This is a genomic window from Eubacterium sp. 1001713B170207_170306_E7 (assembly GCF_015547515.1).
Lineage (GTDB): Bacteria > Bacillota > Clostridia > Eubacteriales > Eubacteriaceae > Eubacterium.
This window is the reverse complement of the sequence record NZ_JADMVE010000004.1, coordinates 331,164-357,318: the sequence shown is the minus strand read 5'-3', so window position 1 is coordinate 357,318 and position 26,155 is coordinate 331,164. Positions and strand designations below refer to the sequence as shown.

Below are 26,155 nucleotides of genomic sequence, written 5' to 3'. Positions count from 1 at the left end.
AGTCTATTCTATCGGGCTTTTATTAGAGTTCCATTAGAAACAGCGAATCGTCATAAATTGTTAATATTTGTTCAGAATTTCGTCAGAAATACTCAGTCGTCATACTCGATGCCCAGCAGGCAGACATCGTCCATATCGTCGGTGTCCTCGGTAAACTGGTTGTACTCTCTCAGGATTTCCTGACAGATGGTGTTGATGGGCTGGGCCATATGCTGTTTTACGATCTCGGTCAGGCGTTCCATGGAGAAAAGCTCATTGCGGCTGTTCTGCGCGTCGATGAGGCCGTCTGTAAAGATGATGAATTTATCGCCGTTTTTAAAAGGAACGGTAATGTCCTGATAGGTGATGCTGGACATGAGCTGGTGCAGACCGATGAGGGGCAGGCTCGGCTTGAGCAGTGTGATACCGCCGTTAACCAGAATAGCCGAGGGGTGGCCGGCGTTGGCGTAGCGCAGCGTGCCCGCGCCGGGGTCCAGAACCAGCGCGAAGGCGCTAAAATAGGTGGATGTCAGCTGCTTCTCGATATCGCGCTCCATGCGCTGCATAAGCATGCTGGGATGCTCCCGCACCTGCTCATTTTCCATGGCGTAGGAATAAATTAGCTTGACCATACTGGTGATCATGGCTGCGTCGATGCCGTGTCCGGTTGCGTCGGCCAGAATCAGGCTGACCTTGTCGTCGTCCAGGTTATGGAAATCATAAAAATCGCCGCCAACTTTCCGGAAGGGTTTGAGCATTGCATAAAGGTGATACATATCCGATATAAACTCACTGGGCTGAGGGATGATTTTCTTTTGGATATTCTGGGCAAACTGCAGTTGTTTATCGAAAAGATTTACTAGCTCGCTGTATTCTTTGATGGATTCCAAATTTCTGACCTCACTTTATATACTTATAGATGAATTATAGCATACTCTATGCGCCTTTTAAACAAAATTAATGATAAAGTTCTTTTATAAAGTAGAATTTCAGATAGTAATGGGCAAAGTTTGATAAAGAAGGAATAATTCAATATTTAAAAAAATATTTAGAAAAAGTGATGAACGGTAAAAACTCGTGACGAACGGTTTCGGGCGGGAACAGGGGGTGTGATATAATAACAGAATAGATTTACCGGACCTCCGGCAGAAGAAAGGAAATGTAAAAATGAAGAAAAAATTAATGGCTCTGCTGTTAAGCTGTCTTCTGGTTATCAGCGCGGTGCCGTCCTCGGCACTGGCAGAGGATAGCAGTGATGCGGTTTCGCTCTCAGGTGATTACATCGAGGGCGAGGCCATTGTCTGTATGGATGCCCCCGCATCCGGCATGCTGCGCCGCAGCGCGGTACCGGAGCTGCTGGCTGGCGCCGAGGTGCTGATGACAGTCAGTGACGGGCAGGAAGAAGAAGCTGCTTCGCCGCAGACCTACGGACTGCGCGCCGCTGCACAACCCCAGGGGCAGGTACTGGCCCTGGTCAGGGACAGCAGCCGGACCACAGCGGAGCTCATCGCTGAGCTCGAAGCGTACGACCAGGTTGTTTTTGCTGAGCCCAATTATCAGGTAGAGGAATATATTGACGATTCGGCCTTGGCAGAAGGGTTGACAGAGGCGCTGTCTACCGTCGGTGAAGCCGCTGCGCCAGAGACAACCCCAGAAGCCAACGATGAGGATCTGAGTTTGAAGGAAGAAAACACCGCTCAGACAGAGGATGAATCCCAAAAGATCGATGCAGAAGCCGATGAGAGTACAGATGAAGCACCGGCCAGAGTGATCACGGACAATATGGTAAACCGCAAAGCTCTCAACATGACAGATTACCAGTGGGGCTTTGACAACATCGGGCAGTTTGGCGGCGAATCTGGATTTGACGTGAACTATGACGCGTGGAACAACCAGAATACTGCCGCATCCAATACAGATCCCGTGGTGGCTGTGTTTGACAGCGGTGTGGACGTCAATAATCCAGATCTGACAGGCAAAATGTGGACAAAACCCGCTGATGTAAATCTTCCCGGCGGAGCGCACGGCTACAACCCATCCGGGGATGATGATACGGATATCAACGACGATGAAAGCGGCCACGGCACCCATTGTGCGGGCATCATCGGCGCCGAGTGGAATGACTTTGGCGTGTCGGGCATTGGAAAAGATACCCAGATCATGGTGGTCAAGCGCCCAGATGACACGGCCGGCATTTTAAAGGGTTACGACTATATGGTACAGGCCTGTGAGGCAGATGTGAACCTGAGAGTTGTCAGCAATTCCTGGGGAATTGCCGGGCAGTCCCAGTCTTTGAGCCGGGCGGTACAGACCCTGGGTGAGGCGGGAGCCATTTCAGTTTTTGCCTCGGGCAACAGTGATCTGGACATCGACAACACCAGCTTTATGGCCACTGCCCTTAAGGATAACCCTTATGCGGTGATCGTGGATTCCACCGATTATCAGGGGCGCCGTTCAGGCTTCAGTTGCTATGGGCAGCGGACCACTGATGTCATGGCGCCGGGCTCACGGGTACTCTCCACCTTCCATCAGAATCAAAGCACAGATGAGGGGTTGGTGAGCGCCGAGCAGTATTATGCCGAGTTTGACGCCAAACGTCTTTTCTACGAAAATTTTGAAGATAAAGATAATTATTGGCAGTTCTCAGATACACAGTGGGTAAACTCGAGTGAGAGCTATTACGACGGGCCGGGCTGTCTGAAAACGGATGTGTCCAAGGAAGTCAAGTGGATTTTGAGCGAACCGCTGGATCTTTCCGCGCTTGTAAAGGCGGACCAGTCCGAGAAGCGCTACTTCAGTGCCCGGGCAGCAGTGCTTGAAAACGAGAATGTGGATGCAGCCGCAATAGCAGCAGTTAGCGTCCAAACGGTTGATGGAGAGTGGGCATCCATAGGCAGTCAGGCAGCTGGTGTTTACGGCGGATGGGCGGCCTTTTCAGGAGAGCTGCCTGCGAATACAGATTACGAGCATTTTACGGTTCAGATCGCCGTTGTCACAGGCAAAATAAACGCCCACCATGGCAGCATGAAGCTTGACCCGCAGCCGGGCACTGTGGTTCTGGACAGCTTTGGTATCGGGAGCGACGCCCAGCCTTACATCTATATGGACGGCACCTCCATGGCCTGCCCGGCAGCGGCTGGAGCCGCTGCGGTTATGGCCAGCCAGTATCCGGATCAGACTGCCGAAAACCTGGCTGCCCGCCTTGTGGGCAGTGTAAAGCGCAGCAACGACTTTACAGACCTCTGCGTCTCTGGCGGACAGATTGACCTGAGCGCAGCCAGCGATCCCTACCCGGTCATCAACCGCGCGTCAGAGGACGGCAACACGGTGACCGTTGAAGGGTACTTCTTTGGCAATAGCCCAACCGTGACACTGGGCGGCACTGCCGCCGCGGTTAAGGATACAAAGACCGAAGACGACGGCAAAACGATTTTAATCGTTGATAAGCCTGAGGGCTTTGCGGGCGGCATGACCCAGGTCGTGGTGGACAACAGTGGTAAAACCGGCCAGGATCACTTTGCGCTGGGCGCTCGGACCGACCGTGTCTACTACGATCAGACCAGTCTGCCCCTGCCCGAGGACGAGGCCTTCTATACCATGGACAACGGCCATCTGGTAGGCTATGACGGCAGTCTGTACTACCTGCCCACCGGCAACCTCATCAGCGGTACTACCACCGATATGATCTGGCGCTACAGCCCTGAAAAACAAAGCTGGAGCACAGTGGCACTGCCCGCTCAGGTCACCAGCATTACTGCCACCACCTGGAACGGCAAGCTGCTGGTCAATGGGACCGACCTGACCACCAACCAGAATTATTTCGCGCTCTACGACGGCAGCAGCTGGCAGCAGCTGGAATATGGTGAGGATCAGACCGCAGCGCTGAATAAGGTTTTGCTGCCCGGCATGGGTGGCGACGGCAGCCGTGTACTGCTTTTTGGCGGATTTGATATGAGTACCAACAGCGATGCCAGCACAGTGTATGAACTGAATGTGGAAAGCGGTGCACTTACCGACACGGGCATCACTCTGAAGACAGGGCGTACGCGCCCCCAGGTCGCTTACCAGAACGGTGAGTACCTGGTCAGCGGCGGCATTGCTTCAGCATGGAACCTGGGCGCTGTGCAGGATGTCGAGCTGGTAGCAGCCGATGGCAGCACCCGTATCATCGAGCAGCCTGGCGTCACACAGGAACAGCAGTACGGCTTTGCCGGTTCTGCGGTTAAGGGGGGCTACCTGCTGGCAGGAGGCATTAACCAGGCCGACACCGCTGACACCTACACCCTCTCTTCGGGCGGAACAGCCCTTGAGGTTTATGGCAAGCGGGCTGCCGACAGTGCTTTGATTACGCCAGCCGCTACGGCTTACCGTGGGCACTTCTACGTGCTGGCTGGCTCCAACACGAACGAAGCACACCGCGTGTTTGCTGCCACGGCAGTGGATACGGTAGACCAGCCGGGTGATAAAATCAGCGGCGGCGGAACAACCGATCCCACCGGCGACGGCGGCTCAACAGCCAAGGCCGCGGGTGTGAACACAGGTATTACCGGTCAGCCGCAGTACGCGGCGCTCCTGAGCCTGGCGCTTCTGGCCCTGCTTCTGGGCGGCTGCGCGGTTTACAGAAAACGCATGAACTAAAGAACAAACGGTGCGCGGAGCCCTTTTCGCGCACCGTTCTTTTTCCGGCATCCCGTTTGAACAGAAATTGAAATTAACGGTTGACAGAAGAAAAAGTTTTCGATATTATAAACACTTGCAAGCTCAGATTAAGATTAATGTGAGAAAATTAAAGTGGAGATATGGTAAAATATTTTCTCTTATTTGTGAAAATAATATAATTAAAATATGGCGAAAAGGGATTGTATTTTATCGTTTTCACCTGTATAATGTTAGTAACAACATAGAAAGTAGGTGTCTTAAATGATTGAATTTGTATATGGAGCAAAGGGAAGCGGAAAGACTAAAAAAATGATTGATATGGCCAACGGAGAAGTTGAAAATGCAAAGGGCGATATCTTATTCATCAACGACAGAGACAAATACAGAGTAACTGTTGATACCAAAATTCGTTTTATCAATTCTGAGGATTTTGAAATTAAAGGGGAAGATGAGCTTTACGGTTTTATCAGTGGAGTAATCGCCGGAAATTATGATGTCGATGTGGTTTATATCGATAATTTACTGAGAATTCTTGATGCAGATGGTCCGGAAGACATTTCCGGAATCCTTGAAAAGCTGGATAAAATCCAGAAAAAACAGGATATTAAATTTGTGCTCAGCCTGAGCTGCGAAGAGAGCACTGTTCCAGATTGCGTGAAAAATTATCTGTAAGAAATCAAAAGGCGCTCCCAGGATTTGCTGGTAAAACTGCGGGCGTCTTTTTTTATTTTGTCAAAAATTGGAGGAAACATCATGGAAGAACACCCGCTTTACAGGGTTTATTCACAGTGGCTCAGAGAGCGCTATGGCAGCAAGGTTTATAAGCTTCCGGTCAACGTGCCGGTTTCCTGCCCGAACCGCGACGGCACCGCGGGAAGGGGCGGCTGCATTTACTGCGGCGCCAAGGGCGGCGGCAACGAAACCCTTTCCGATGCCCTGAGCGTGGCCGAGCAGGTGGAAAAAAACCGGGACTACATCGCCAGACGCTACAAGGCCAAGCTGTTTATTCCCTACTTTCAAAGCTTTACAAATACCTATTGCAGCGCGCAGCAGCTTGAGCGCTGGGTGCGTGAGGCGGTGGGCAGCGGCGAGGGCATTGCCGGCGTGGCCATCTCAACCCGGCCGGACTGCCTGAGTCACGGGCAGCTGGATTTCCTGAGCCGTTTCCAGCAGGAAAAGCAGCTGGATGTGTCCATCGAGCTGGGTCTGCAGACCGCCAATTATAAAACCCTTAAGATATTGAACCGCGGGCACAGCCTGGCCGACTATATCGAGGCGGCGGCAGCGGTCAAAAGCCATGGGCTCCAGCTCTGCACCCATGTGATCCTGGATCTGCCCTGGGACGACCGGGACGACGTGGTGGAAACCGCCGGTGTAGTCTCGGCGGTGGGGTCTGATTTTGTCAAATGCCACGCCCTGTACGTGGAAAAGGGAACGGCCCTCGCGCAAAGCTATTTGAAGGGGGAAATCGCCCTTTTTCCAAAGGAAGAATACATTGAGCGGTGTCTTTTATTCTTGACGCATCTGAGGCCGGATATGGTCGTTCAGCGCATTGTCGGCAGGGCGCCGGAGGCGGACAGCGTGATGACTAACTGGAATACCAGCTGGTGGAAAATTAAGGAAAGCCTGGAGGAACGCATGCGCCTTGAGGACCAGTGGCAGGGTAAAAATTTTCATAAAAAACAGGAAATAATACGTGCAAAATGTGATGCGTTATTGTAAAATAGATTAGACAACAGACTGCCGGAAATCCGTTTTCCGGCAGTCTGTTATGAAGTTGTGAAACCAGAGGTGAATGTATTGAGTACACAATACTGGCAGGAGTTTCTCATCCCCTATCGACAGGCGGTGGATGAGCTGGTCCTGAAATTTAACAGCCTGAAAAACCAATCGATGACATTGGGGGAAAACTCACCCATCGAGTCGGTTCGAGGCAGAGTGAAAACCGTTTCAAGTATTCTTGAAAAAATCAATAAATACGGCTTTGATGTCGAGGACCTGGAAACAAATATCAAAGACATTGCCGGTATCCGTATCATCTGTCAGTTTGTGGAGGACATCTATGAGGTGGTCGATATTATCCATGAGCGCGACGGGAAGGACATGCACATCGTGGGTGTCAAAAACTATATGGAGGGAGAGGACCAGTCCAGCCTGAAATCGGGCTGCGGAACGCCCAAGGAGAGCGGCTACCAGAGCTACCACCTGATTATCCGCTATCCGGTTTTCTGCGCTCTGGGCTACCGGGAGGTTTACGCTGAAATCCAGATCCGTACCCTGGCCATGAATTTCTGGTCCATCATCGAGCACTCCCTCAGCTACAAATACAAGGAAAAGCTGCCGGAAGCCCTCAAGACCCGGCTGCACAATACGGCGGATTCGGTCATTGGCCTGGACCAGGAAATGTCCGCGATCCGCGACGAGATCCAGCAGGCCCAGAAACTGTTCAAGATGAAATCCAGCACGGTCAACAGCATTCTCGACAATATCGACAATTTATACAAGCTCGACCAGGCCGACAAGGCCGTGGCCTATGAGCGCGATTTCGAGGAACTTTCCGAACAGGAGGATCTGATCCAGCTCATACTGCTGAAAAAAGAACTGGAATCCGAAATCAGCCGGATTAAAGAGGAGAACTGACGCTGAGTCCATTTTTAGTGATAAAAATGGCAGCGAACATGGAGCGTGAGCGGGTGAGCGATAACGAAGCTAACGCAAAATCCATAAAAATTCTCCTGTAAGGATAAAAAGATTTTTATGGATTTTGTGTTCCTTAAAAAAGCAAAAAATCACGTGAGCGGGTGAGCCATAAGAAAGCGAATGCCAAAATCAGACTTCAGCAACATTTAATGTTAAAACCGTCCATAATTTGGTATAATAGTTTGGTAGAAAGTGCTATAATGAATAAACCGAAATGATAATAATTCAGCAAGGTATGAATACTAAGGAGCGAATCAATATGACAAGACTATTAAGATTGGAAAAAGGCAACGAGGACGCCCTGAGGGGGGAAAACTCTGAGATTATTAACGGTGTGGCCTATGAGAAACCAGAGCTTAATGAAGCGCATAAGGATATCGTACGCTATCTGCACGCTGCTTCCAGCCGGTATGTGCTGACCCACAGACCTCTGGATAAGCTGGCCATGCCCCACGACCCGCTCGTGATCGACGCGGAGGTGCTGCCAAACACCATTTTGAGACCGGAGATCGCCATGCAGATCAAGGACGAGAGCTTTCCTGCTTGGGTGGTGGAAATCGCGTCCAAAGAAAACATGGAAATCGCTTATCTTGAGAAAATGAACATTTATATGGCGGCCGGTGTGAAGGAATACTGGGTGATCGATCCGGTTAAGCAGGCGATTCTTTCCTATAATTTTGTGAAAAACCCATGGATTCCCACGGTATACGACAGCCCGCAGAGGATCAAGATAACCGTCTATAAGGATTATTTTATTTCTTACTCGGAAATATTCAAGGACCGTTCCGAGGAAGAATAAAGAGCTTCTAAAAGGCTCTTTTTTTACTTTCAATGAATTCATTAATTTTTATTAAGTTTCCTGAAAAATGTATCCGTTTTAGAAAAAAATTGATATAATATATAGAATAATGCGTATAGTATGGAAAATTTAAGGAGTTTGCAAATGGCGGCTGAAGAAAAAAAAGATGTACTGGTCACTTATACGATGGATGAATGGGTTGAAATCTACAGTGAAGCAGTCATAGGATTATACAAGCGATTACTGGACTACGCCCGTGTGGTCTATGATCCGGAAAGCAAAAGCTACAGCTACTTCTGGCGGTTAGTCAATTCTGCCTACTATCTTGAAGGGCAGGTCATCGGCCATAATCTGGATGAGATGATCGGATGCCAGTGGGACAATGAAAAAATTCTGGAAACGTTGGAAAGTGATTACAAGACGCTCTGTGTCCTGTTTAAGGACCGCTACGTTCATGTACTCAGGGCAAGCTTTCAGAATGAACTAAATGCAGAAGCCATTCACTATAATACCCTGCCGGACCCAAAAGACCGGGAGGGCTTTGAGAGGCTGCTTTTCAGCCACGGTGCGAAGGTGTTCAAAAACGTATCGGATCTGGCTGCAAGCGGTGATATCTCGGCCCAGGTGCTGCTTGGAAAAATGTATTTTCTGGGCTGGGGTACCAGGGTCGGCGCAGAAGAGGGCCTGTACTGGTTCAAAAAAGCGACGGAATCTGGAAACGGCGCGGCGTTCTTCTATGCCGGCATGGCCCATGAGTACATGACCTGCTCGGAGACGGGGGTCAACCTCAACGCTGAGTCCTGCGAGCTGTACCACGAAGCCATGAATGCAGGCTTTACCGAGGCAGCCTACGCGCTATACCGATATTACGGCCGTTACGTCAGCGGAAAAACCGGGATGTTCCGGGCTAAAAAATGGTTGAACAAGGGCATCGAGATGGGCAGTATTTACTGCCAGTATGAAATCTGCCAGGCACCGGAGGACCGCTTTGCCACCAATAATGTGAAAACAGTGGTGGACTGGGTTAAGGCCGCGGCTCATTTTGGGGTTCCGGACGCGCTGGAGCTTCTGGGCGATCTCTATCTTCAGGGACATGCGGGCCTGAAGGTCGATTTTGAAAAAGCCGAATCGCTCATCGAAAAGGCGGGAAACCAGTAAAGACACCATAAAGGACGGATGTCCCGTCAAAATGTAAGAAGATATAAAGCTATGGGGGTATACGTTCTTTGGGCGTATACCCCTCTTTTTAACGGCGGGGAAAAGGCCAGGCTTTGGTTTGAGGCTCTTTTGAGGATCTTTATCTGATATAATGAGAGCGACAAAATAAGAATGAACAGGAGCGAAAAATGACAAAGAAAAAAAGTATCACCCTTCAAAAGGCAGCCTCGGTGCTGGTGATCCTGTATGGGCTCGCCATGCTGCTCACGGCCTTTCTGGAAATTGGCGGCTTTGCGGTTATGCGGCTGGCCGTCCTGGATGTGGAGCTGGGCGCCAAGCAGATTTCTGAGCTGCTGATGACAATGGGCGTCTTCAGCCTGGTGCTTGCCATCGAGAGCTTTCTGGCTGGCATCTGGGGCTTTCGCAGCGCCGCCAAGGATAGAGAGGGTCTGAAACGCTGCTTCCGGGCCGGACTGTGGACACTCGTGGTGCTGGTTATGTACTACGCATTTCTGTTCGTGGTGGATACCCTTGACCCTATTGACTTTATCGTCGCGGTTGTTCCGGTATTTTACATGGCCGCTGTTGTGGTCAACGGCAGGGTCTTGGACAAAAAAGTGGAGGGACAGGCATGAATACAGCGCTGAAAAATCATAACAGAATCGTCAATACCGCTATCGCGCTGACCTTTATGCTGGCCTTTGCGATGCTGGTGTTCAGCTTTATCCCCAATCAGGCGCTGGAGCAGTTTATCAGCAATGTCATCAACAGCCGCAAGCTGGTACAGCGGGTGCTGGCCGTGGTACTGCTGGTAACCACCTACAACCTGTATAAAAGAAAGCGGATTGCCTGGGTTATTACGCTCGTGCTGCTGGGGGTGAACCTGGCGGGACATATTGTCAGGGGCTACCGTCCCAGATCGCTTGTTTTTATCATCATCGAAGCCCTGGTACTGCTGATACTGCTGGTGACAGCCCGGGATTTTAACCGCGCGTCGGACCGCAAGGCCATGAAGGTCGGTCTGGTCTTTGTGTTTATGGGCATTTACGCCATCTTTCTGAGCGCGGCGTCCATCTATTTTGACGATCAGAATATTTTCGATCCGTCGGGCGGGCTGAGCTTTGTCCAGTGCCTGGTCCAGACCTACCGCACCATCTTTGTGCTTGGGACCTTCCAGAATACGGGCGTCGCGTCTCACGCTGAGTTTAACACCTTTGTGATCTGGTTCAGCTGGATCTGTGTGTTTGTGGCCATCGGCTTCGGGGTGAAGCCCTTCCTTGAAAAAAGAATGACAACCAGCAGCGACCTGGAGCACGCCCGGGCGCTGGTAAAAAAATACGGCCAGAATCCTCTGTCCTATCTCACCCTTGAGGACGATAAAACCCTTTATTTCGGGAAAGAAGTGGACGGGGTGGTGGCCTACGGCACGGTGGACGATGTGGTGGTGGTCGGCGGAGATCCTATCTGTGCCGATTCGGATTTTCCGAAGCTGCTCGAGGAATTCCGGGATTTCTGTAAAGGCAATGCCTTCAGCCTGGTTTTTCTCGGCATCACCGACCATTATCTGAAGGTCTATCAGGAAATGGGGTTTGGCAGCATTAAGTGCGGCGAGGAGGCCCGGTTCGACCTGACCGATTTCACTCTGCAGGGCGGAAAAATCGCCAAGGTGCGGGCCAATGTCAACAAGGCCACCAAGGCGGGCGTGACCGTGCGTGAGTACCATCCCCTCGAAAAAAGAGATGAAGCCATTGAGACCGCCTTTGATTCTGTTTCAAAGGACTGGCTGAAGGATAAAAACAGCGGTGAGCTGTCCTTTACGCTGGGCGGTGTCGGTCTGGAAAATCCCATGGATAAGCGCTATTTTTACGCCGAGAACGCCGAGGGCAAAATTGTCGGCTTTATTGTATTCACTCCCTTTGCGGGCATGGACGGCTACTATGCAGATGTCACGCGGAGAACCGAGGACGCTGCCCGGGGCGTCAACGAGCTGATCATGACGGAGGCCTTTAAAACCTTCCAGGCAGAGGGGATTCACTGGGCAACCATGGGGCTGGCGCCTCTGGCCAATCTCTCCGAAGAGGGAAAAGCTGACAGCACGACCATCCGCCTGCTGAATTTTGTGTATGAAAATCTGAATGAGGTTTACGGCTTTAAAGAGCTTTACCGGGCCAAATCAAAGTATAATCCGCTCTGGGTGCCCGGATATTTTGCCTATATGCCTAAAATCATGACGCCGAAAATGGCCTACGCCATCGTTAAAATTCAGAACCCGCAGGGTGTGATTGATTACGCAAAGGCTTTTGTCCACGGAAAGATGAATAAAGAAAAGGCCGATGAGGGACCTTGACGGCTGGGTCGCTTCCCGGGAGGCGGCCATTTACTATCATGTTCTGGGGGACGGCGTCCCCGTGGTTTTGCTTCACGGCAACGGCGGTGATCAGGGTGATTTTGACAGCCTGATTGAATATTTTCTGCCAGAATACCAGCTGATTCTCATTGACAGCCGGGGCCATGGCCGCTCAGGAAGCGGCGGCCCAAGGCTGACCACAGAGCTTATGGCCGGCGATGTGCTGGCGGTGATGGACCATCTGGGGCTGGCACGGGCGGTGCTCTTTGGCTTCAGTGACGGCGCCAATATCGCGCTTGAGCTGGCGGCCCAAAAGCCGGAGCGGGTACTTGCGCTGGTGGCCGTCAGCGGGAATACCTATCCCGGCGGCATGCGTTCGCTGCCGCGCTTGTTTATTCGGCTGGCCTACCGGTTCTGGCATTTTATGGAAAGGCTGGGCCTGCCTGTGGGCAGCCGCGCCCAGCGCTATGGCCTGATGTGCTGGTCGCCACGGCTGACCGAGGAGGCTTTGAGCCGGATTGACCTTCCGGTGCTGCTGCTGGCGGGAACCCGGGACCTGGTAAAATCAAAGCATTCCCGGCAAATGGAGGCGGCCATTCCCGGCGCGGATCTGGTGCTCTTAAAGGGCGCCGGGCACATGTCGCTGTTTCGGCGGACCGGCACCTATATGAAGCAGATTCTCGATTTTTTAGAATCCTGCGGCCTGTAGGAGGATTTTGATAAAATGAAAGATAAAAAGAAAATCAAAAAGATGATGGGCCGCGCCGCGCTGGTCCTTCTGGTCATTGCGGGGCTGCTGCTGGGGCTGAGGGTAGTGGCCCAGCACAGAATTTACCAGGAGGCAGTCTCCGCCAATGCGGTCAGCCGCCTGGAGACCATGAATCTCGGCGGTGAGGAGCAGAGTGTGCTGATCGAGGGCAGAGACGCGGATTTACCGGTGCTGATTATGCTTCACGGCGGCCCCCAGTCGCCCATTATTTACGGAACCGGCTACCGCGGCGACACTCCGGAGTTGTCCCGGAATTTTATTGTGGTATACTGGGATTTATGGGGCTGCGGGAAAAACTTTGCCCCGGACCCGGAGCGCGTGACCCTGGAGGACCAGGTCACCATGACCTGCGACCTGGTTCGGGCAGTTAAGGCCGAATATCCGGACCGCCCGGTTTACCTGTTCGGCTATTCAAACGGGACCATCCTGAGCATCGAGGCGGCGAAAACCATCGGCGACGAGCTGGCCGGGGTCATCAGCCTGGGGCCCATTACCAGTATGCGGGACGCGCGGGAGCTGGCTTATCAGTCGCTGCTCACCGCAGACCTGTCCGCAGGCGAGCGGAAAAAGCTGGAAGAAAACTACCCGAAGGATGATGCCGACTCCATGGCTGTTCTCGAGGAGCTGGTGACGTTTAAGACCAGCCGTATGGTCTACTGGAGAGAGCTTCTGAACAACACGAGACTGCTGGCCTATTTCACACGCGTGTTTTACAGTCCGGATTACAGCCTGATGGATATTTACAGGGCCTATTACGCCTCGATATACGGTGGCGGAGCTTACAAAAATCTGAAGCGCCAAATCTATGAGGTTGATGAAAAGGAAGCGATGCGCACCCTGGATGTGCCGCTGCTGGTGCTTCAGGCCGAAGATGATATCTACGCGCCTGCAGATTTTTTCCGGCAGCTGGCCCGGGAACGGGACAATGTCACCTACGTTTCCATACCGGAGTGCGCCCATCTGCCCACCAATACAGGGTTTGATGCGGTGAATCAGGCCATCATTGACTTTGCGAAATAGAAAAAAAGAGGTATACACTGTTTTGGCGTATACCTCTTTTTTGCGTTTTAAGGCTGCTTTCAGCCGTTTTGTTTGATTTGATAGACCTTGAGCTTGTACTGAAGATTCTGTCTTGAGATCCCCAGCTCCTTGGCACTTTTGCTGATGTTAAAGTCATTCTTTGTCAGCACCTCGGACAGAATCTGCTTTTCGATGCGGCTGAGGGTTGACTTCAGGTCGGTATCATTTTCACGGTCGGCCAGGAATTTGTCATAGAGCTTCTTTTCAGTGTGGTTTTTTTTGATGTATGACGGCAGCAGTTCGGTCGTCAGCACGGTATCCTGGTATTGGGCCATGTAGATGGCGTGGGTGACCGTGTGCTTGAGCTCACGGATGTTCCCGGGCCAGTCGTGGCCGAGAAGTATGTCGGCCGCCTCGTCCGAAACCTGATACAGGCTTTTGCCCATTGCCACGGCCTCGGAGGAGAGAAAGGACTGCACCAGCTCCATAATATCAGAGCGCCGTTCGCTCAGGCTGGGAAGTGTGATGGAGAAAACTGCAAGACGGTAGTAGAGGTCAGAGCGCAGCCGGCCTTCATCCACAGCCTCCAGCGGATCCTGGTTCAGGGCGCTCAGCACCCGGACATCCATGTCCAGTTCTTTGTTGCCGCCCACCTTGCGGTAGCGTTTGGTTTCCAGCACACGCAGCAGCTTGGACTGAAGGTTCATGTTCATGGAGTTGATTTCATCCAAAAACAGCGTGCCGCCGCGAGCGGTTTCCAGAAGACCCTTTGCGTCCGTTGCGCCGGTAAAGGAGCCCTTGACCGTACCGAAAAGTGTGCTTTCCAGAAGATTTTCGGGAATGGCAGAGCAGTTGATGGCCACAAAAGGGTGGTCGGAGCGGCTGCTGTCATTGTGAATACTCTGGGCAAAGACTTCCTTACCGGTGCCGGTTGGGCCGGCGAGAAGGATGGGGGCATTGGTCTGGGCGGCGATTTTACCCTGCCGCACACATTCCAGCGTTGCCACGCTGGAGCCCACTACATCCTTAAAGGTAAACTGGGTACCGTTGTCCTTAAGCTGCTGGTTCTTAAGGTCATTCTGCAGCTTGTCAATGGTTTTTGCCATGTGCATATAATCCGAAAGGTCCCGGTAAATGCAGATGGCCGCCTCTACATTTTTCTGGCCGTCGGTTGAAAATACCGGATAGGTACTGCTGATGACATCGGCCAGCTTGCCCGAGGGCGATTCATACTTAACATGGACGTCCTGGACTTTTTTGCCGGTCTTTAAAACATAATGCTGCATGGACTCGTTTTCAATGTAGTTGTAGAGCTTGGTGGCATCCTTGCCGATAACGTCCTCGCGCTTCATGTTCTCAATCTTTTCACAGCCCTTGGAATAACAGACAATCTTGCCGGTATTATCAACAACGTGAATACAGACATCTTCAATGCGTTCGATCGCCTTTACGGGAAGACTGTCACGCTCCAGAGCTTCTATAATGGTGTCTTCTTTGCTTTTCAAGCCTCGGTCGCCTCCTTTTTCAGACGCTTATACCATAAGCATAGCACACATTTCAAAAAATGGGTAGAGGGCAGTCCCAAAATGAGACTGCCCAAAAATCAAATATGTTATTAATAAGGGGATTAGATATATTTCTTTTCGATTTCTTCGATTTGTTTTAATACTTCTGGTTCTAATGCCGGGACTTCGTGTGTTTCCAGAATGTTGTCAATCTTGGCGGTAACCTGGCTCATGATTTCAGATTCATCCGGGTTAACCATTTTGCGGTCGTAGAATTCTGGATACCATACGCTTCTGAAGTTAGACAGGGTATGCATTTCGTTGAGGTAATGTCCGCCGTGGCCGACCTGTTTGATGACATCCATGGCCAGGGTTTCGTCATTGACTTCAACACCCTTAGAGTAAGCGCTCAGCTGGTTGATCATTTCATTGGCCAGAACAACCATTGCAGGCGCAACGCTGTTGCAGTGATCCAGAACGCCGATATCATGAACGATGTTGGCTTTGCTCATAATGGTAGAGAAGAGTTCCATCTGGATTTCAGAAACAGACTGTGGGTCAACGGTTTTGGCGTCAGAGCAGCCAGCTGTGCCGAAGAACGGAAGCTGGTAGTAGTCAGCCAGTTCAGAAGCGGCAGCGACAGACAGGTGGAATTCTGGAGCGCCGTAGGAGCCAACCGTGGTTTTCATGTCAAAGACAGTCGGCATGGAGCCGTAAATCATCGGTGCGCCTTCGTTGACAGCCTGTGTGATAACAACGCCCGCCAGGATTTCAGCATTGTTCTGTGTCAGGGCGCCCGCGATGGTGATCGGAGCAGTACCGCCCATCATGCAGTATGGCATGTAGACAACTGGAATCTTGTTGGTTGCGCTGATGAAGAGTTTTTCAGTACTTTCGATGGGGTGAGTCATCGGTGGGATCGGTTCACAATAGTTAAAGATAAAAGGTTTTTCAGCCAGTTCCTTGTGACCGCCGGCCACTACAGCTGCGATGTCAATGATTTCCTGTAAGGATTCGATGTCGTTGGTTGAGAAGTTGATGGTTTTGTCAAAGTTCTTAACGGTTTCGATGAAGGTAACCTGGGACTGAACCGCCGGGTCAACGTCGCCGCTCATACCAACGGATAAGACAAAGCTGATGTTTTCCAGTGCGCTGGCAAGGGTGCACATGGTTTTGGTATCGGCCTTCATGAAGGTGCGGGCCTTGTTGGTTTTGTAGTCCAGGTATTCAAGCTGATCGGAGTGGGTACCGAAATAAACGTTGTTTTTGCTGTTGATGACCATGCTTGGGCTGCCGTCACGATTGTATAAGGTTAATTCTTTGGGGATCGTGTTTAAGGCTTTTTCAACAACGGCTTTTGGGAATTTAACCATGTTGCCGTCTACCTCGCAGCCATATGCTTTTAAGGCTTCCAATGTGCGGTCGCCGGCTACGCGCATACCAAAATCGGACAGAAGCTCTAAGCTCTTTTCGTGAATGGTTTCAATCTTTTCTTTATTTAATACGCCAAAATCAATATTTCTTTTTGTGGTTTCCATTTTATTCTCCTCCTGTAAAACGAAAGTTTAGATGTGATCTCTATATTTTTCAGGGATATACTGGTTGAGCATATCTTCCTGTTCTTTAGTGATTTCCGGTGGGCAGTAGGATTCAAGGCGTTCGTTAACAGCCTGTGTAAGCGTGTCGACAACCGGCTTGTTGCCATTCTGCTGCCACTGGTTCGGGTCTTCCTTATTGAAGTATTTTGGTGTGAAAAATTCCTTGCGGAACATCTTTGGTGTACGGCCTTGGAGGTAGTTGCCTCTCGGACCAACCTTTTTGATGGTGTCGAAGCAGAGTGTGTCCTCGTTGACTTCGATGCCGGAAAGCAGACGTCTGTTCATGCGGTAGACATCTTCGTCCATTAAGAATTTTTCAAAGCTGGTGATGTTGAAGCTGCCGAGGATACCGCAGGAATGCAGTACAAGGTCAGGGCCAGCATCTAAGGTAGAGCGGATCATCATGTCGGATTCATAGCCGGTTTGGGCGTCGAAATCCTTGGCGTCACTCAAGCCGCCGCCTGTACGGAAGGGTACATTGTAGAAATCAGCCAGACCGGCAGTCGCGTAGGAAATCAGAGCGGTTTCCGGCGCGCCGATGGAGAGCTGAATTTCTCTTAAATTGGTGGAGGCAGAGGTCTGTCCGTATACGACAGGGATACCCGGGCGGGCCAGCTGTGCCATGACCATACCGGCAACAACTTCGGCATTAGACATTGCCAGAAGTCCTGCAACGGATGGCGGCCCGGTGAGAACCGGCATCGCGCATGGTGAGAACCACAGCGGCTGGTTCATTTCAGTCCCAACCAGGAATTTTACAAGTGGATCGTGGTCAAAACAAAGGGGGGACAAAGAATTGACGTGTACGATATTATTGTAAACATCTGCGCGGCCTTCAAACTGGCTGATCAGTTCAAGCCCTTTTTTGAAAGGTTCGCGGATATCTCCCTGGATCGGGAAGGTGTTTGGCATAAGGTGAAGCCCAGTTTTATGGGAATATTTTAAAACCATGGCAACGGGGCTGTAGATCCGTTCTTCCATGGACAGCTGTTTATCTTCCAGGAAAACATTGAAGTAGTTACAGTCAATGACATCACTGGTATCGGAAATTTTAAAGAGATCAACGGTTTCATCGTTGGTCATCTTATGGATTTTACCGGATTCCAAGCGGTAGATGCTGCCGACAGCCGGCATGAGCACGCGTGCGCCGCCGCCAAAGGTATGGTTGCCCTTTGAGTTTTCAACAGTAAAGGATGCGGGTGCGGTGGACAGTGCGTCCATGACCAGCTTTTCATCCATATAAACGGTGTTGCCGTCTACACGGGCGCCGTGACTTTTAAACAGTTCAATAATTTCTGGATGTTCAAAGATAACCCCGACTTCAGATAATACCTTTAAAGAAGTCTCATGGATTTTCTGAACATCTTCTTTTGAAATATATTTTTCATAAGATCTCATATGTTTTCCTCTTTTCATAGCAATTAATGGTTTCAATCGTTTTAACAGAAGGCAGTAAATACAGCAATTAAGAAGATTGTGGGGAGCTCGCAGAGAACTCCCACACAAACCATTAATTGCTGACATATATTTTAATTAAATATGTCCGTAGTAGTCGCGATGGGCAACGCAGGACCATGCATAGTCAAGCAGTGTTCCCCAGGAGAATACCGGCATGTCCACTTCGCGCTGAATGGCTCTTGCGAATGGCTGCATACCTGTACATTCTAACATAATGGCCTTAATGTCAGGATTTTTTGCGATGAATTCCTTGGCAATGCGGATCATGTCCTTTTCGGATTCGGCATAGTAGCTTTCCGGAACTTCAGGACGTTTTTCGTGATCCCAGAGGGTATCAAACTGAGGACAGCCATATTCGTCCTGAGCGCCTGCGATGTGGAAGTTGCTGTTTAAGTCAATGCCAACCTTTTCAAGGTGAGTATCGGTCAGGAAACGTTTCTGAGCACAGATGATGCCAACCGCGTTTTTCGGTCCGATCAGCTGCTGAATGAAAGGCACTTGCAGCAGGCTGGACATAAATACCGGAATATCAACAGCGGCAGCGACATCCTGCTGGAAATATGCGAAGTATCCGCATTCTGCTGCAACGGCACGGCAGCCCATTCTTTCCAAATTTTTGGCAGCCTGTACAATCGGTTCGCGGCAGGGGGTTTTATCCTGTTCCCAAACGAGTGTGTAATTGTCGACACCCTTTGCGATTTCATACTGAATGGGGAAGCCCCATGCGCTGGCGTTGCGGACGTCTCCCGGGAATCCTGGATAAGCGTCGTCCAGTACCATAATACCAATCCCCATACCATAGCAGGTATGATTTTTCCGTGTGGTCATGTAATTGATGGCTAAATCTCTTTGCATTTTTTATTCCTCCCTGAATTTAAATGTTGATGTTTGCCTGTTTACTTGTTGCTGTTATTTAATGCAAGCTTTGTGCCAAATTTGACTGCATCTGGGAGGAAATTTGAAAAGATTTTTTTTGTGAATTTTTAGAATAGAACCTGCTTATTAAAAGGAAGAAATAAAAAGAAATAAAAAATCTTAAAAAAATTCAGCAATTTTAAGGAAAAAAAACGTCAAAAAAACGCAAAAAAGGATTACATGCAAAAAATAATTACAATAATGTTTGAAACTCCCTTAAATAAAGGGTTTGAAAAGCATTGCAAAATCGGGGCGCATAAAAATTTGCACCACCTAAAGAAGCCGTTTTCACGAAAAACCCTTTAATTTAGCTTAAATAGGAGAAAAAATAGGATTTACGAATTGGCATGAACCTTGCAATATATAATTGCATAGTCATTCGCTAAATGATAGGCTTTTCCCAAAACCAGCCCGTTGCCCTAGTATAGGGTGAGAAACACTCGATTGTCAATGGAAGTTTAAAAGGTTACCATCAATATAATAGGGTAATGGTCTGGTTAAAGGTAAGGCTTATCGTATTCGAAAATCTAAAAAAGAGGGAGAAGTATTATGTTTAAGAAAGTCCGACTGATAACTGTAGGTATTCCTATCGTTTTAATGGGCGCTGTTTTGATCCTGGGTGCTACGGATCCGAACTTTGCGGACACGATGACCGCTTTTTTCCTGGAACTCATGCACAGCGGTGGTTGGTTAGTAGCGCTTGGCATCCTGTTGTTCTTGGGATTCCTGGTATTCTTATATGTGCATCCAATTGGCAGCACCAAGTTTGGGGGACCGAATGCTAAGCCAAAATACAGTACATGGAACTGGTGGGCAATCTCACTGTGTGCCGGTATCGGTACCGGGATTGTATTCTGGGGGGCTGTTGAACCTCTGACCATTTCCTTTACGCCGCCGGCATCCGCTGGTGTTGAACCGGGCAGCTATGCAGCCATTATCTGGGCCATGGCAAAATCCTTCCAGCACTGGGCATTCCAGCCATACTCCATTTACGCGGTTGCAGCGATCTGCTGCGGTTACGCTTACTGGAACATGGGTAAGGATTACGCTTCCAGCTCCGGTCTGGTATATTGGAAAAATGGTAAAAATTTTGGTGAAAAAACCAATGATATCATTGATGGTCTTGTTTTATTCGCTATCGTCGGCGGTGTTGCCGGTTCTTTAGGCTACGGCCTTCTGCAAATTGGTGCAGGCCTGGATTTCGTATTCGGCATCACACCTGGACCAATGGTTTGGACTGCGATTGCGGTTGTCATTATTATTTCATATACCATTTCAAGCGCCACCGGCCTTGACAAAGGGATTCAGTGGCTGTCTGATAAAAATGCGTGGATCTTTATCGCGCTTATGATCTTCATGTTTGTCTGCGGGCCTGTACAGTATATCTGTAACCTGACTGTAGAAGCCAGCGGTTATTACATTAACAATATCATTGCATTAACATCTTACACGGAACCTGTTGTTACAGCTGTTGCCGATTCTGAAATGTGGCCGCAGTGGTGGGATTTATACTGGATGACGGACTGGCTGTCCTTTGGGCCGATCGTTGGCTTGTTCCTGGTAAAAATGTCCTATGGCCGTACCATCCGTCAGTTCATCACCGTTAATGTTATCCTGCCTTCAGTTTTCGCACTGATCTGGTTTGGTATCTTTGGCGGATTCGCCATCAACATTCAGCTGACAGGCATCTATGACTTAATGGAATTCTACAATGCCAGCGGTGCTGAAGCATTTATGATGAAATTGTTTGAATTTGTTCCAGGCACGATGATTATCCGTGTGATTATGCTGATTCTGGTTGCCTTGTCGTTTATAACGCTGGCCGACTCCATGACCTCAACGATTTCGCAGATGTCCCTGAGACAGCAGACTTCTGATGTTAAGGAAGCACCGCTTCCAATCAAGGTATTCTGGGGTATCTTAATCGGTGCTGTATCCGTTCTCTTCGTCGTAACCGGCGGAATCAATGGCATAAAAATTGTTAAAACCATTGCGGGCTATCCAATGCTCTTTATAGAGGTACTCATGATTATCGGGTTCCTGAGGTACTTCCTGTCTGGCAAGTACAAACAGGACGAAATCACCTATGCGGCAGATCTGGATCGTCAGCTCAAGGCTGCCGAAGCAGAAGAAGCAGAGCTTGCAGCTTCTAGTAAAAAGAGCCGGTTTTTCAAGAAAAAGGCTGACTCTGAATAAAAAATAACTTGGTAATAACCGGTTTCATGACCACTCCGGTTGATTACATACATCGAAAAACTTCCAAAGTAAAAAATAAAGCAGTCTCCCGGCTGCTTTATTTTTATGTTTTTTTATTCCGCCGGATGCTGACGGCTGTTTTTTATGCCGAGGGTCCGCATTTTGTACTGGAGACTCTGCCTTACCATCCCCAGGGCTTCGGCGCTTTTGGTGATATTGTAGTTATGGGCGGCGAGCACCTGGAGGATAACCTTCCGCTCAAAGGCTTCAGTCAGGCTCCTGAGGGAATCCTGACTGGCCGGGCGCCAGGTGTCCGTGTCTAAGAAAGTGCGCCCGGCAGTGCTTTTTTTCAGATCCGATGGAAGGAAATCGGAGGTAATGACATTGCTGTTGTAGGGCGAGAGCAGAATGGCGCGGACAATGATATGCTTGAGCTCGCGGACATTGCCGGGCCAGTCATAATTGTAGAGAAAAGCCCGGCTGTCCTCGGAAAAGTCATAGAGCTTTTTCCCCATGGCGGCGGACTCAGAGTTCAGGAAGGAGAGGGCCAGGGGGATAATATCCTCCCGGCGCGCCCTGAGCGGCGGCAGGGCAATGGTCAGGGTTGCGAGCCGGTAGTACAGGTCGGAGCGGATACGCCCCTGCTCGATGGCGGACTGCGGATGCTCGTTCATGGCGCTGATAATCTGGGCGTTGGTGGTCAGCTCGGTGGTGCTTCCCACGCGCCGGTAGGTGCCGGTTTCCAGAATGCGCAGAATTTTGGATTGGAGCATCAGATCCATGGAATTGATCTCGTCTAAAAAAACAGTCCCATTCTCTGCCGCCTCAAAGAGCCCCTTGGTGTCGCCGGCGCCTGTGTAAGCGCCCTTCACGGTGCCAAAGAGGGTGCTCTCGAGCAGTGTCTCGGGAATGGCGGAACAGTTAATGGCAACAAAGGGCGCGTTGCTCCGGCTGCTGGCATTGTGAATGCTCTGGGCGAAAACCTCCTTGCCGGTTCCGGTTTCGCCGTAGATGAGCACTGGCGCGGAGATATTGGCGGCCAGCTCTGCCTGCTGGGTGCAGTCGCGGATACTTTCAGACACGCCGGAAATATCGGAGATCTGGTAGCGGGTGCCGTTGTTCTTTTTTTCCTGTTTCCGCAGCTTTTCCTCCAGCTGCGCCAGCTTTTGGGACAGGTAGATATAATCCGATTTATCTCTGTAGATACACATCGAGCCGATGATCTCTTTTCCGGCTTTGTCAAAGATCGGATAGGCGCTGCTGATGGCATCGACGGCCATTCCGTCGGCATTCATATACCGAATGTTAAAATCCTTTAAGGGTTCGCCGTTTTTTAACACTCTCAACGCGGGTGAGACCTCGCCGTCATAAAACTGGTAGACCTCCAGTACATGCTTTCCGATAACATCCTCACGCTTCATGGCGTCCAGGAGCTCGCTGCCCTGGGAAAAGCAGACAAAGCGTCCACCGTCGTCAATGATATTGATGGCGATATCCTCCACCACCTCAAAAACCTTAATGGTTTCCGGGTCGAGATAAAATTTTTTGTTTTTTTTCATAAAATCACTCCAATCTTATCCTTATATTTAATGCAATATTCATACCAAATTGATGCGACGCGCAAAAAAATTATGCTGGCAAAATTATTTTGCACGCCCTGTTTCTTTGCAGATTAAGGGACTTTTAAGAAAAGGAGGGTATAAAAGCCGCATAAAAAATATGCGGTGCATTTTATGAAACCCTTAGAAATGGCTGTTTTAAGCCATTTCTGTTTTGGCATTGATCTTGCTTTATATAAAATCGAGATTCATTCTGCTGGCAATTACCGCTGAAGGGGGGACACGAGGCGGTATCGCAGATGAAAATTTTGTAAGAGGAGAGAAAAAATGGACGAAAAGAAAAAAGTAAGTTGGCTGAAGCAGATTGACTGGTGGGTTGCCCTGCCAGCGCTTTCCATCCTGGCCGCTCTGATGGCCTGGGCCTTAATTGACCCGACAGGAATGGGAGACGCGATTAGTGTTATTTTTAATTTCCTGACCAATGGCTTTGGCTGGGTTTACCTGATGCTGGGACTGGTGTTCCTGGGCTTCTGTCTCTGGCTGGCCTTTGGACCTTACCGGAATGTAAAGATAGGGAAGGATGATGAGAAACCGCAGCATTCCTTCTTCTCATGGTTTGCCATGATCATTGCCTGCGGCTATGGCGTTGGCTTGGTATTCTGGGGAGCGGCTGAGCCCCTGAGCTTTTTACAGACACCGCCGATGGGCATGGAGCCGAATACAGCGGAATCCGCTGTGAGAGCGCTGGCACAGGCATTTTTCCACTGGGGCTGGGTTCCATGGGCCATTTACATGGTCGTTGGGGTTACCATGGGTTACTTTATGTTCAGAAAAGGAATGCCGCCGTTTTTCAGCCGTGTGCTGGAACCGATCTTTGGCGATAAGGTAAAGACTAGGGGCTTCCGTATTCTTGACGGTTTTCTGGTATATGGTGTTGTCGGCGGCGTTACCACAGCCACAGGGCTTGGTATCCTTCAGCTGGCGTCTGGGCTGTTCTCACTTTTCGGGATTCCGGAAAACAACCTGACCTACATCATTATCGCCATCGCCTGGGCTGCCTTATTTACCACGAGTGCGGTCAGCGGGATTGACAAGGGGATCAAGATTCTCAGTAATCTGAACATTCCGCTCTGTATTCTTGTCTGTGTCGTTGTCTTTATTGTTGGACCGACCGCTTTTATTTTAAATACTATGAGCAGCTCTCTGGGCGACATGATCGGAAACTTTTTCCCGATGGCCTTATGGACGGACAGTATTGACCAGACGGGCTTTGCCCAGGGCTGGACTATTTTCTACTGGGCGTGGTGGATCGCTTCCGCACCGTCAACCGGCCTTTTTGTAGCGGACATCTCACGCGGACGTACCCTGAAAGAAATCGTACTGGTTCACTTGGGCGCAGCGCCGATCGCCACCTGGCTGTGGTTTGCAACCTTTGGCGGTACCGCCATTTTCCAGGAAATGTTCCAGAATCTGGGGCTGGTAGCTTCCATGAATGACATGGGCACCCAGTCGGTAGTCTTCACCATGCTGTCGCATCTGCCCCTCGGACAGATTCTGGCAGTGCTGTTCCTGATTTTAATCTTCCTGTTCCTGGCAACAACGGTTGACTCTTTCTCATATGTCTGTGCTCAGGTATCGACCAAGGAAGACCAGAATCCGACAACACCTTCTAAACCGTTAAGAGCGGTTTGGGCGATTTCGATCGCCGCGCTGGCCATTACCATGATTCTTGTCGGTAAAGGACAGATCCAGAGTCTGCAGCTGTCTTCGGTTGTGGCGTCGATTGTCATTATGATTGTGATGGTTCTGATGATTATTTCAATGGTCAAGTCATTGAAGCAGGAAGAAATGGAAGGAACCATTGATCTGCAGAAGATTAACAGCAGAAGGTATATTATGGAAGAAAAGGCAAAAGCGCTTGCGGCTAAAAAAGCGCTGCGCACAGCCAAAAAAGAAAAGACTGAAAATATTTAATGGACTAGGTGGAATGAGAAAATGAGATTAAGATTTAATTTTGCAGAAAAGGAAGAGCTTGACAAAATTCATGAAGCGACGCTGGATGTTCTGAAAAATGTCGGTGTGAATTTTCATGAAGAGGAGGCGCTTCGCATTTTCAAGGAGCATGGCGCCAGGGTAAGCGGCAATACCGTTTTTATTGAAGCGGATATGCTTGAAAAGGCTCTGGCGGCTGCGCCGTCCCAGTTTGAGTGGAAAGGGCGTGAGAAAAGCGTTGTCATCGGAGATGGCAGCAGCGTGTCGGTTCCGTGTTACGGGCCGATCTACCGCCTGAAAAAAGGAAAGATTGAGGATATTGTGCCTCAGGACCTCGTGGATGTGACAAAGCTGCATGAGAGCAGCACGGTGCTGGATGCCGGAAATCCGAATGTAATGGAGCCGGTGGCCGTACCAAGGGATATCCGCCGCGGCTACCAGATGGCCACTGCTTTAAAATACCATACCAAGCCGGTCATGGGCATGGTTGATGGGAAAGAGGCAGCCGAGATGAGTATCCGGATGGTTCAGGACTTCTATGATGTCCATGACCAGACGCCGCTGGTGGCCGGACTGATCAATGTGATGTCGCCTCTGGGCATCAGCACGGCCATGTGCGAGGCGCTCATCGCCTACGCCAGGGCCGGACAGGCTGTTGTTGTGGCCGAGGGCGGTTTTCCGGGCGTCACGCTGCCGCCGAGCATCGCCGGAACCGTGGTGTCCAACAATGCCGGTGTGCTGGCCGGCATTACGCTGGCACAGCTGGTGAACCCGGGCACCCCGGTCGTTTACGGACTCCCTGCCGTAAGCGGCGACCTGAAGGTGATCTCCATGGCCATCGGCGGCGCCGAGACACCACTGTTTGTTTACTATGCCAAGGAGATTGCCAATTATTACCATCTGCCGGTACGGGCCGGCGGCGGGCTCACAGACGCCAAAGCCGTGGATTACCAGGCCGGCAAGGAAACGGCCATGAACCTCTTTGCAACCTACGGAGCGGGCATTGACTTTATCATCCATGCCTGCGGCATTTTGGATACCTACAACACCATCAGCTTTGAGAAGCTGGTCCTGGATGAAGAGACAGCCATGAGCATCAAGCGCCAGTTTAAGGGCTTTGAAGTGGATGACAAGCATATGATGGTTGAGGAAATTGCCAAGGCCGGACCAGGCGGAAGCTATATCAACAAACGGACACCGAAGATTTACCGGGAAGAGTTCATGCTGCCGAAGCTGGCGAACCGGGAAACGACACAAAACTGGCTGAAGGACGGCGCGAAAAGCGTCGAGTCATTGGCCGCTGACATGGTAGAAGAACGAATCGGCCATTATAAACTCCCTGAATTAGCCGACTTCCAGAAAAAAATATTAGAAAAATACATTCCGCAGGAGTGGAATGCAGACTGAAAAACTTGTTTGCCTAAACGATGCTAGAAATAATTGACTCCCTCAATATGACTAGTACAGAGAAGACCGGACACCCACGGTCTTCTTTTTTGTT

Annotated in this window: 19 protein-coding genes; 13 read left to right on the top strand and 6 right to left on the bottom strand. The window is 50.2% G+C overall.

Annotated elements, in window-relative coordinates; all coding sequences use genetic code 11:
* Positions 1 to 92: 92 nt before the first annotated feature.
* A complete protein-coding gene (locus tag I2B62_RS12285) occupies positions 93 to 869 on the bottom strand; it encodes a PP2C family protein-serine/threonine phosphatase (protein WP_243259508.1) in 777 nt (258 codons plus the stop codon).
* A gap of 277 nt (positions 870 to 1,146) precedes the next feature.
* On the opposite strand from I2B62_RS12285, the gene I2B62_RS12280 reads away from it, so the two are divergent.
* The 10 genes from I2B62_RS12280 to I2B62_RS12235 all read left to right on the top strand — a co-directional run bounded on the left by I2B62_RS12280 (position 1,147) and on the right by I2B62_RS12235 (position 13,431).
* The gene (locus I2B62_RS12280) at positions 1,147 to 4,617 is read left to right on the top strand and encodes a S8 family serine peptidase (RefSeq protein WP_195269359.1); all 3,471 of its coding nucleotides are present in this window, start codon (positions 1,147 to 1,149) and stop codon (positions 4,615 to 4,617) included.
* A 282-nt stretch (positions 4,618 to 4,899) separates the two neighbouring features.
* The gene (locus I2B62_RS12275) at positions 4,900 to 5,310 is read left to right on the top strand and encodes a hypothetical protein (protein WP_195269358.1); all 411 of its coding nucleotides are present in this window, start codon (positions 4,900 to 4,902) and stop codon (positions 5,308 to 5,310) included.
* An 81-nt stretch (positions 5,311 to 5,391) separates the two neighbouring features.
* Positions 5,392 to 6,360 carry a TIGR01212 family radical SAM protein gene (locus I2B62_RS12270; RefSeq protein WP_195269357.1) on the top strand — a complete coding sequence of 323 codons (969 nt, stop codon included), beginning with the start codon at positions 5,392 to 5,394 and terminating at the stop codon, positions 6,358 to 6,360.
* 78 nt (positions 6,361 to 6,438) lie between these two features.
* Positions 6,439 to 7,278: a GTP pyrophosphokinase family protein gene (locus I2B62_RS12265; protein WP_195269356.1), complete on the top strand. Its 840-nt coding sequence runs from the start codon at positions 6,439 to 6,441 to the stop codon at positions 7,276 to 7,278.
* 319 nt (positions 7,279 to 7,597) lie between these two features.
* Entirely contained in the window at positions 7,598 to 8,137 is a 540-nt protein-coding gene (locus I2B62_RS12260; RefSeq protein WP_195269355.1) for a Uma2 family endonuclease, read from the top strand.
* Positions 8,138 to 8,281: 144 nt separating this feature from the next.
* Complete coding sequence (locus I2B62_RS12255) at positions 8,282 to 9,295, top strand: tetratricopeptide repeat protein (protein ID WP_195269354.1); 1,014 nt, start codon at positions 8,282 to 8,284, stop codon at positions 9,293 to 9,295.
* A gap of 188 nt (positions 9,296 to 9,483) precedes the next feature.
* Positions 9,484 to 9,930, top strand: coding sequence for a hypothetical protein (locus I2B62_RS12250; protein WP_195269353.1), 447 nt, complete (start codon positions 9,484 to 9,486; stop codon positions 9,928 to 9,930).
* Positions 9,927 to 11,642, top strand: coding sequence for a phosphatidylglycerol lysyltransferase domain-containing protein (locus tag I2B62_RS12245; RefSeq protein WP_195269352.1), 1,716 nt, complete (start codon positions 9,927 to 9,929; stop codon positions 11,640 to 11,642). Before I2B62_RS12250 ends, I2B62_RS12245 begins: the two co-directional genes overlap by 4 nt.
* Complete coding sequence (locus tag I2B62_RS12240; RefSeq protein ID WP_195269351.1) at positions 11,629 to 12,351, top strand: alpha/beta hydrolase; 723 nt, start codon at positions 11,629 to 11,631, stop codon at positions 12,349 to 12,351. Before I2B62_RS12245 ends, I2B62_RS12240 begins: the two co-directional genes overlap by 14 nt.
* A gap of 15 nt (positions 12,352 to 12,366) precedes the next feature.
* On the top strand, positions 12,367 to 13,431 hold the full coding sequence (locus tag I2B62_RS12235) for an alpha/beta hydrolase (protein ID WP_195269350.1): 1,065 nt from the start codon (positions 12,367 to 12,369) through the stop codon (positions 13,429 to 13,431).
* Between the two features lie 59 nt (positions 13,432 to 13,490).
* Here the strand turns inward: I2B62_RS12235 and I2B62_RS12230 are convergent, their stop codons facing one another.
* From I2B62_RS12230 to I2B62_RS12215, 4 genes are all read right to left on the bottom strand, one after another.
* Positions 13,491 to 14,936, bottom strand: coding sequence for a sigma 54-interacting transcriptional regulator (locus I2B62_RS12230; protein ID WP_195269349.1), 1,446 nt, complete (start codon positions 14,934 to 14,936; stop codon positions 13,491 to 13,493).
* A 122-nt stretch (positions 14,937 to 15,058) separates the two neighbouring features.
* Positions 15,059 to 16,474 carry a trimethylamine methyltransferase family protein gene (locus I2B62_RS12225; protein ID WP_195269348.1) on the bottom strand — a complete coding sequence of 472 codons (1,416 nt, stop codon included), beginning with the start codon at positions 16,472 to 16,474 and terminating at the stop codon, positions 15,059 to 15,061.
* A gap of 27 nt (positions 16,475 to 16,501) precedes the next feature.
* Positions 16,502 to 17,932, bottom strand: a complete 1,431-nt coding sequence (locus I2B62_RS12220; protein WP_243259507.1) for a trimethylamine methyltransferase family protein — start codon at positions 17,930 to 17,932, stop codon at positions 16,502 to 16,504.
* 135 nt (positions 17,933 to 18,067) lie between these two features.
* Positions 18,068 to 18,847, bottom strand: coding sequence for an aspartate/glutamate racemase family protein (locus tag I2B62_RS12215; RefSeq protein WP_195269346.1), 780 nt, complete (start codon positions 18,845 to 18,847; stop codon positions 18,068 to 18,070).
* Between the two features lie 609 nt (positions 18,848 to 19,456).
* Here I2B62_RS12215 and I2B62_RS12210 point away from each other — a divergent pair.
* The gene (locus tag I2B62_RS12210) at positions 19,457 to 21,103 is read left to right on the top strand and encodes a BCCT family transporter (protein WP_195269345.1); all 1,647 of its coding nucleotides are present in this window, start codon (positions 19,457 to 19,459) and stop codon (positions 21,101 to 21,103) included.
* 113 nt (positions 21,104 to 21,216) lie between these two features.
* On the opposite strand, the gene I2B62_RS12205 is transcribed toward I2B62_RS12210, so the two are convergent.
* Positions 21,217 to 22,662 (bottom strand): sigma 54-interacting transcriptional regulator, encoded by a 1,446-nt coding sequence (locus I2B62_RS12205; protein WP_195269344.1) that lies wholly within the window; start codon positions 22,660 to 22,662, stop codon positions 21,217 to 21,219.
* A 327-nt stretch (positions 22,663 to 22,989) separates the two neighbouring features.
* Between I2B62_RS12205 and I2B62_RS12200 the strand changes: the two genes are divergently transcribed.
* Together I2B62_RS12200 and I2B62_RS12195 are read left to right on the top strand one after the other, a co-directional pair.
* Positions 22,990 to 24,636 carry a BCCT family transporter gene (locus I2B62_RS12200; RefSeq protein WP_195269343.1) on the top strand — a complete coding sequence of 549 codons (1,647 nt, stop codon included), beginning with the start codon at positions 22,990 to 22,992 and terminating at the stop codon, positions 24,634 to 24,636.
* Positions 24,637 to 24,657: 21 nt separating this feature from the next.
* The gene (locus I2B62_RS12195; RefSeq protein ID WP_195269342.1) at positions 24,658 to 26,061 is read left to right on the top strand and encodes a trimethylamine methyltransferase family protein; all 1,404 of its coding nucleotides are present in this window, start codon (positions 24,658 to 24,660) and stop codon (positions 26,059 to 26,061) included.
* Positions 26,062 to 26,155: the final 94 nt, after the last annotated feature.

What these genes read in the sequence shown, in the direction of transcription:
- I2B62_RS12255 (WP_195269354.1), top strand. Translation starts at nt 8,282, where the DNA reads ATGGCGGCTGAAGAAAAAAAAGATGTACTGGTCACTTATACGATGGAT.
- I2B62_RS12245 (WP_195269352.1), top strand. Translation starts at nt 9,927, where the DNA reads ATGAATACAGCGCTGAAAAATCATAACAGAATCGTCAATACCGCTATC.
- I2B62_RS12200 (WP_195269343.1), top strand. Translation starts at nt 22,990, where the DNA reads ATGGACGAAAAGAAAAAAGTAAGTTGGCTGAAGCAGATTGACTGGTGG.
- I2B62_RS12270 (WP_195269357.1), top strand. Translation starts at nt 5,392, where the DNA reads ATGGAAGAACACCCGCTTTACAGGGTTTATTCACAGTGGCTCAGAGAG.
- I2B62_RS12240 (WP_195269351.1), top strand. Translation starts at nt 11,629, where the DNA reads ATGAGGGACCTTGACGGCTGGGTCGCTTCCCGGGAGGCGGCCATTTAC.
- I2B62_RS12210 (WP_195269345.1), top strand. Translation starts at nt 19,457, where the DNA reads ATGTTTAAGAAAGTCCGACTGATAACTGTAGGTATTCCTATCGTTTTA.
- I2B62_RS12225 (WP_195269348.1), bottom strand. Translation starts at nt 16,474, where the DNA reads ATGGAAACCACAAAAAGAAATATTGATTTTGGCGTATTAAATAAAGAA.
- I2B62_RS12280 (WP_195269359.1), top strand. Translation starts at nt 1,147, where the DNA reads ATGAAGAAAAAATTAATGGCTCTGCTGTTAAGCTGTCTTCTGGTTATC.
- I2B62_RS12260 (WP_195269355.1), top strand. Translation starts at nt 7,598, where the DNA reads ATGACAAGACTATTAAGATTGGAAAAAGGCAACGAGGACGCCCTGAGG.
- I2B62_RS12235 (WP_195269350.1), top strand. Translation starts at nt 12,367, where the DNA reads ATGAAAGATAAAAAGAAAATCAAAAAGATGATGGGCCGCGCCGCGCTG.
- I2B62_RS12250 (WP_195269353.1), top strand. Translation starts at nt 9,484, where the DNA reads ATGACAAAGAAAAAAAGTATCACCCTTCAAAAGGCAGCCTCGGTGCTG.
- I2B62_RS12195 (WP_195269342.1), top strand. Translation starts at nt 24,658, where the DNA reads ATGAGATTAAGATTTAATTTTGCAGAAAAGGAAGAGCTTGACAAAATT.
- I2B62_RS12205 (WP_195269344.1), bottom strand. Translation starts at nt 22,662, where the DNA reads ATGAAAAAAAACAAAAAATTTTATCTCGACCCGGAAACCATTAAGGTT.
- I2B62_RS12215 (WP_195269346.1), bottom strand. Translation starts at nt 18,847, where the DNA reads ATGCAAAGAGATTTAGCCATCAATTACATGACCACACGGAAAAATCAT.
- I2B62_RS12220 (WP_243259507.1), bottom strand. Translation starts at nt 17,932, where the DNA reads ATGAGATCTTATGAAAAATATATTTCAAAAGAAGATGTTCAGAAAATC.
- I2B62_RS12275 (WP_195269358.1), top strand. Translation starts at nt 4,900, where the DNA reads ATGATTGAATTTGTATATGGAGCAAAGGGAAGCGGAAAGACTAAAAAA.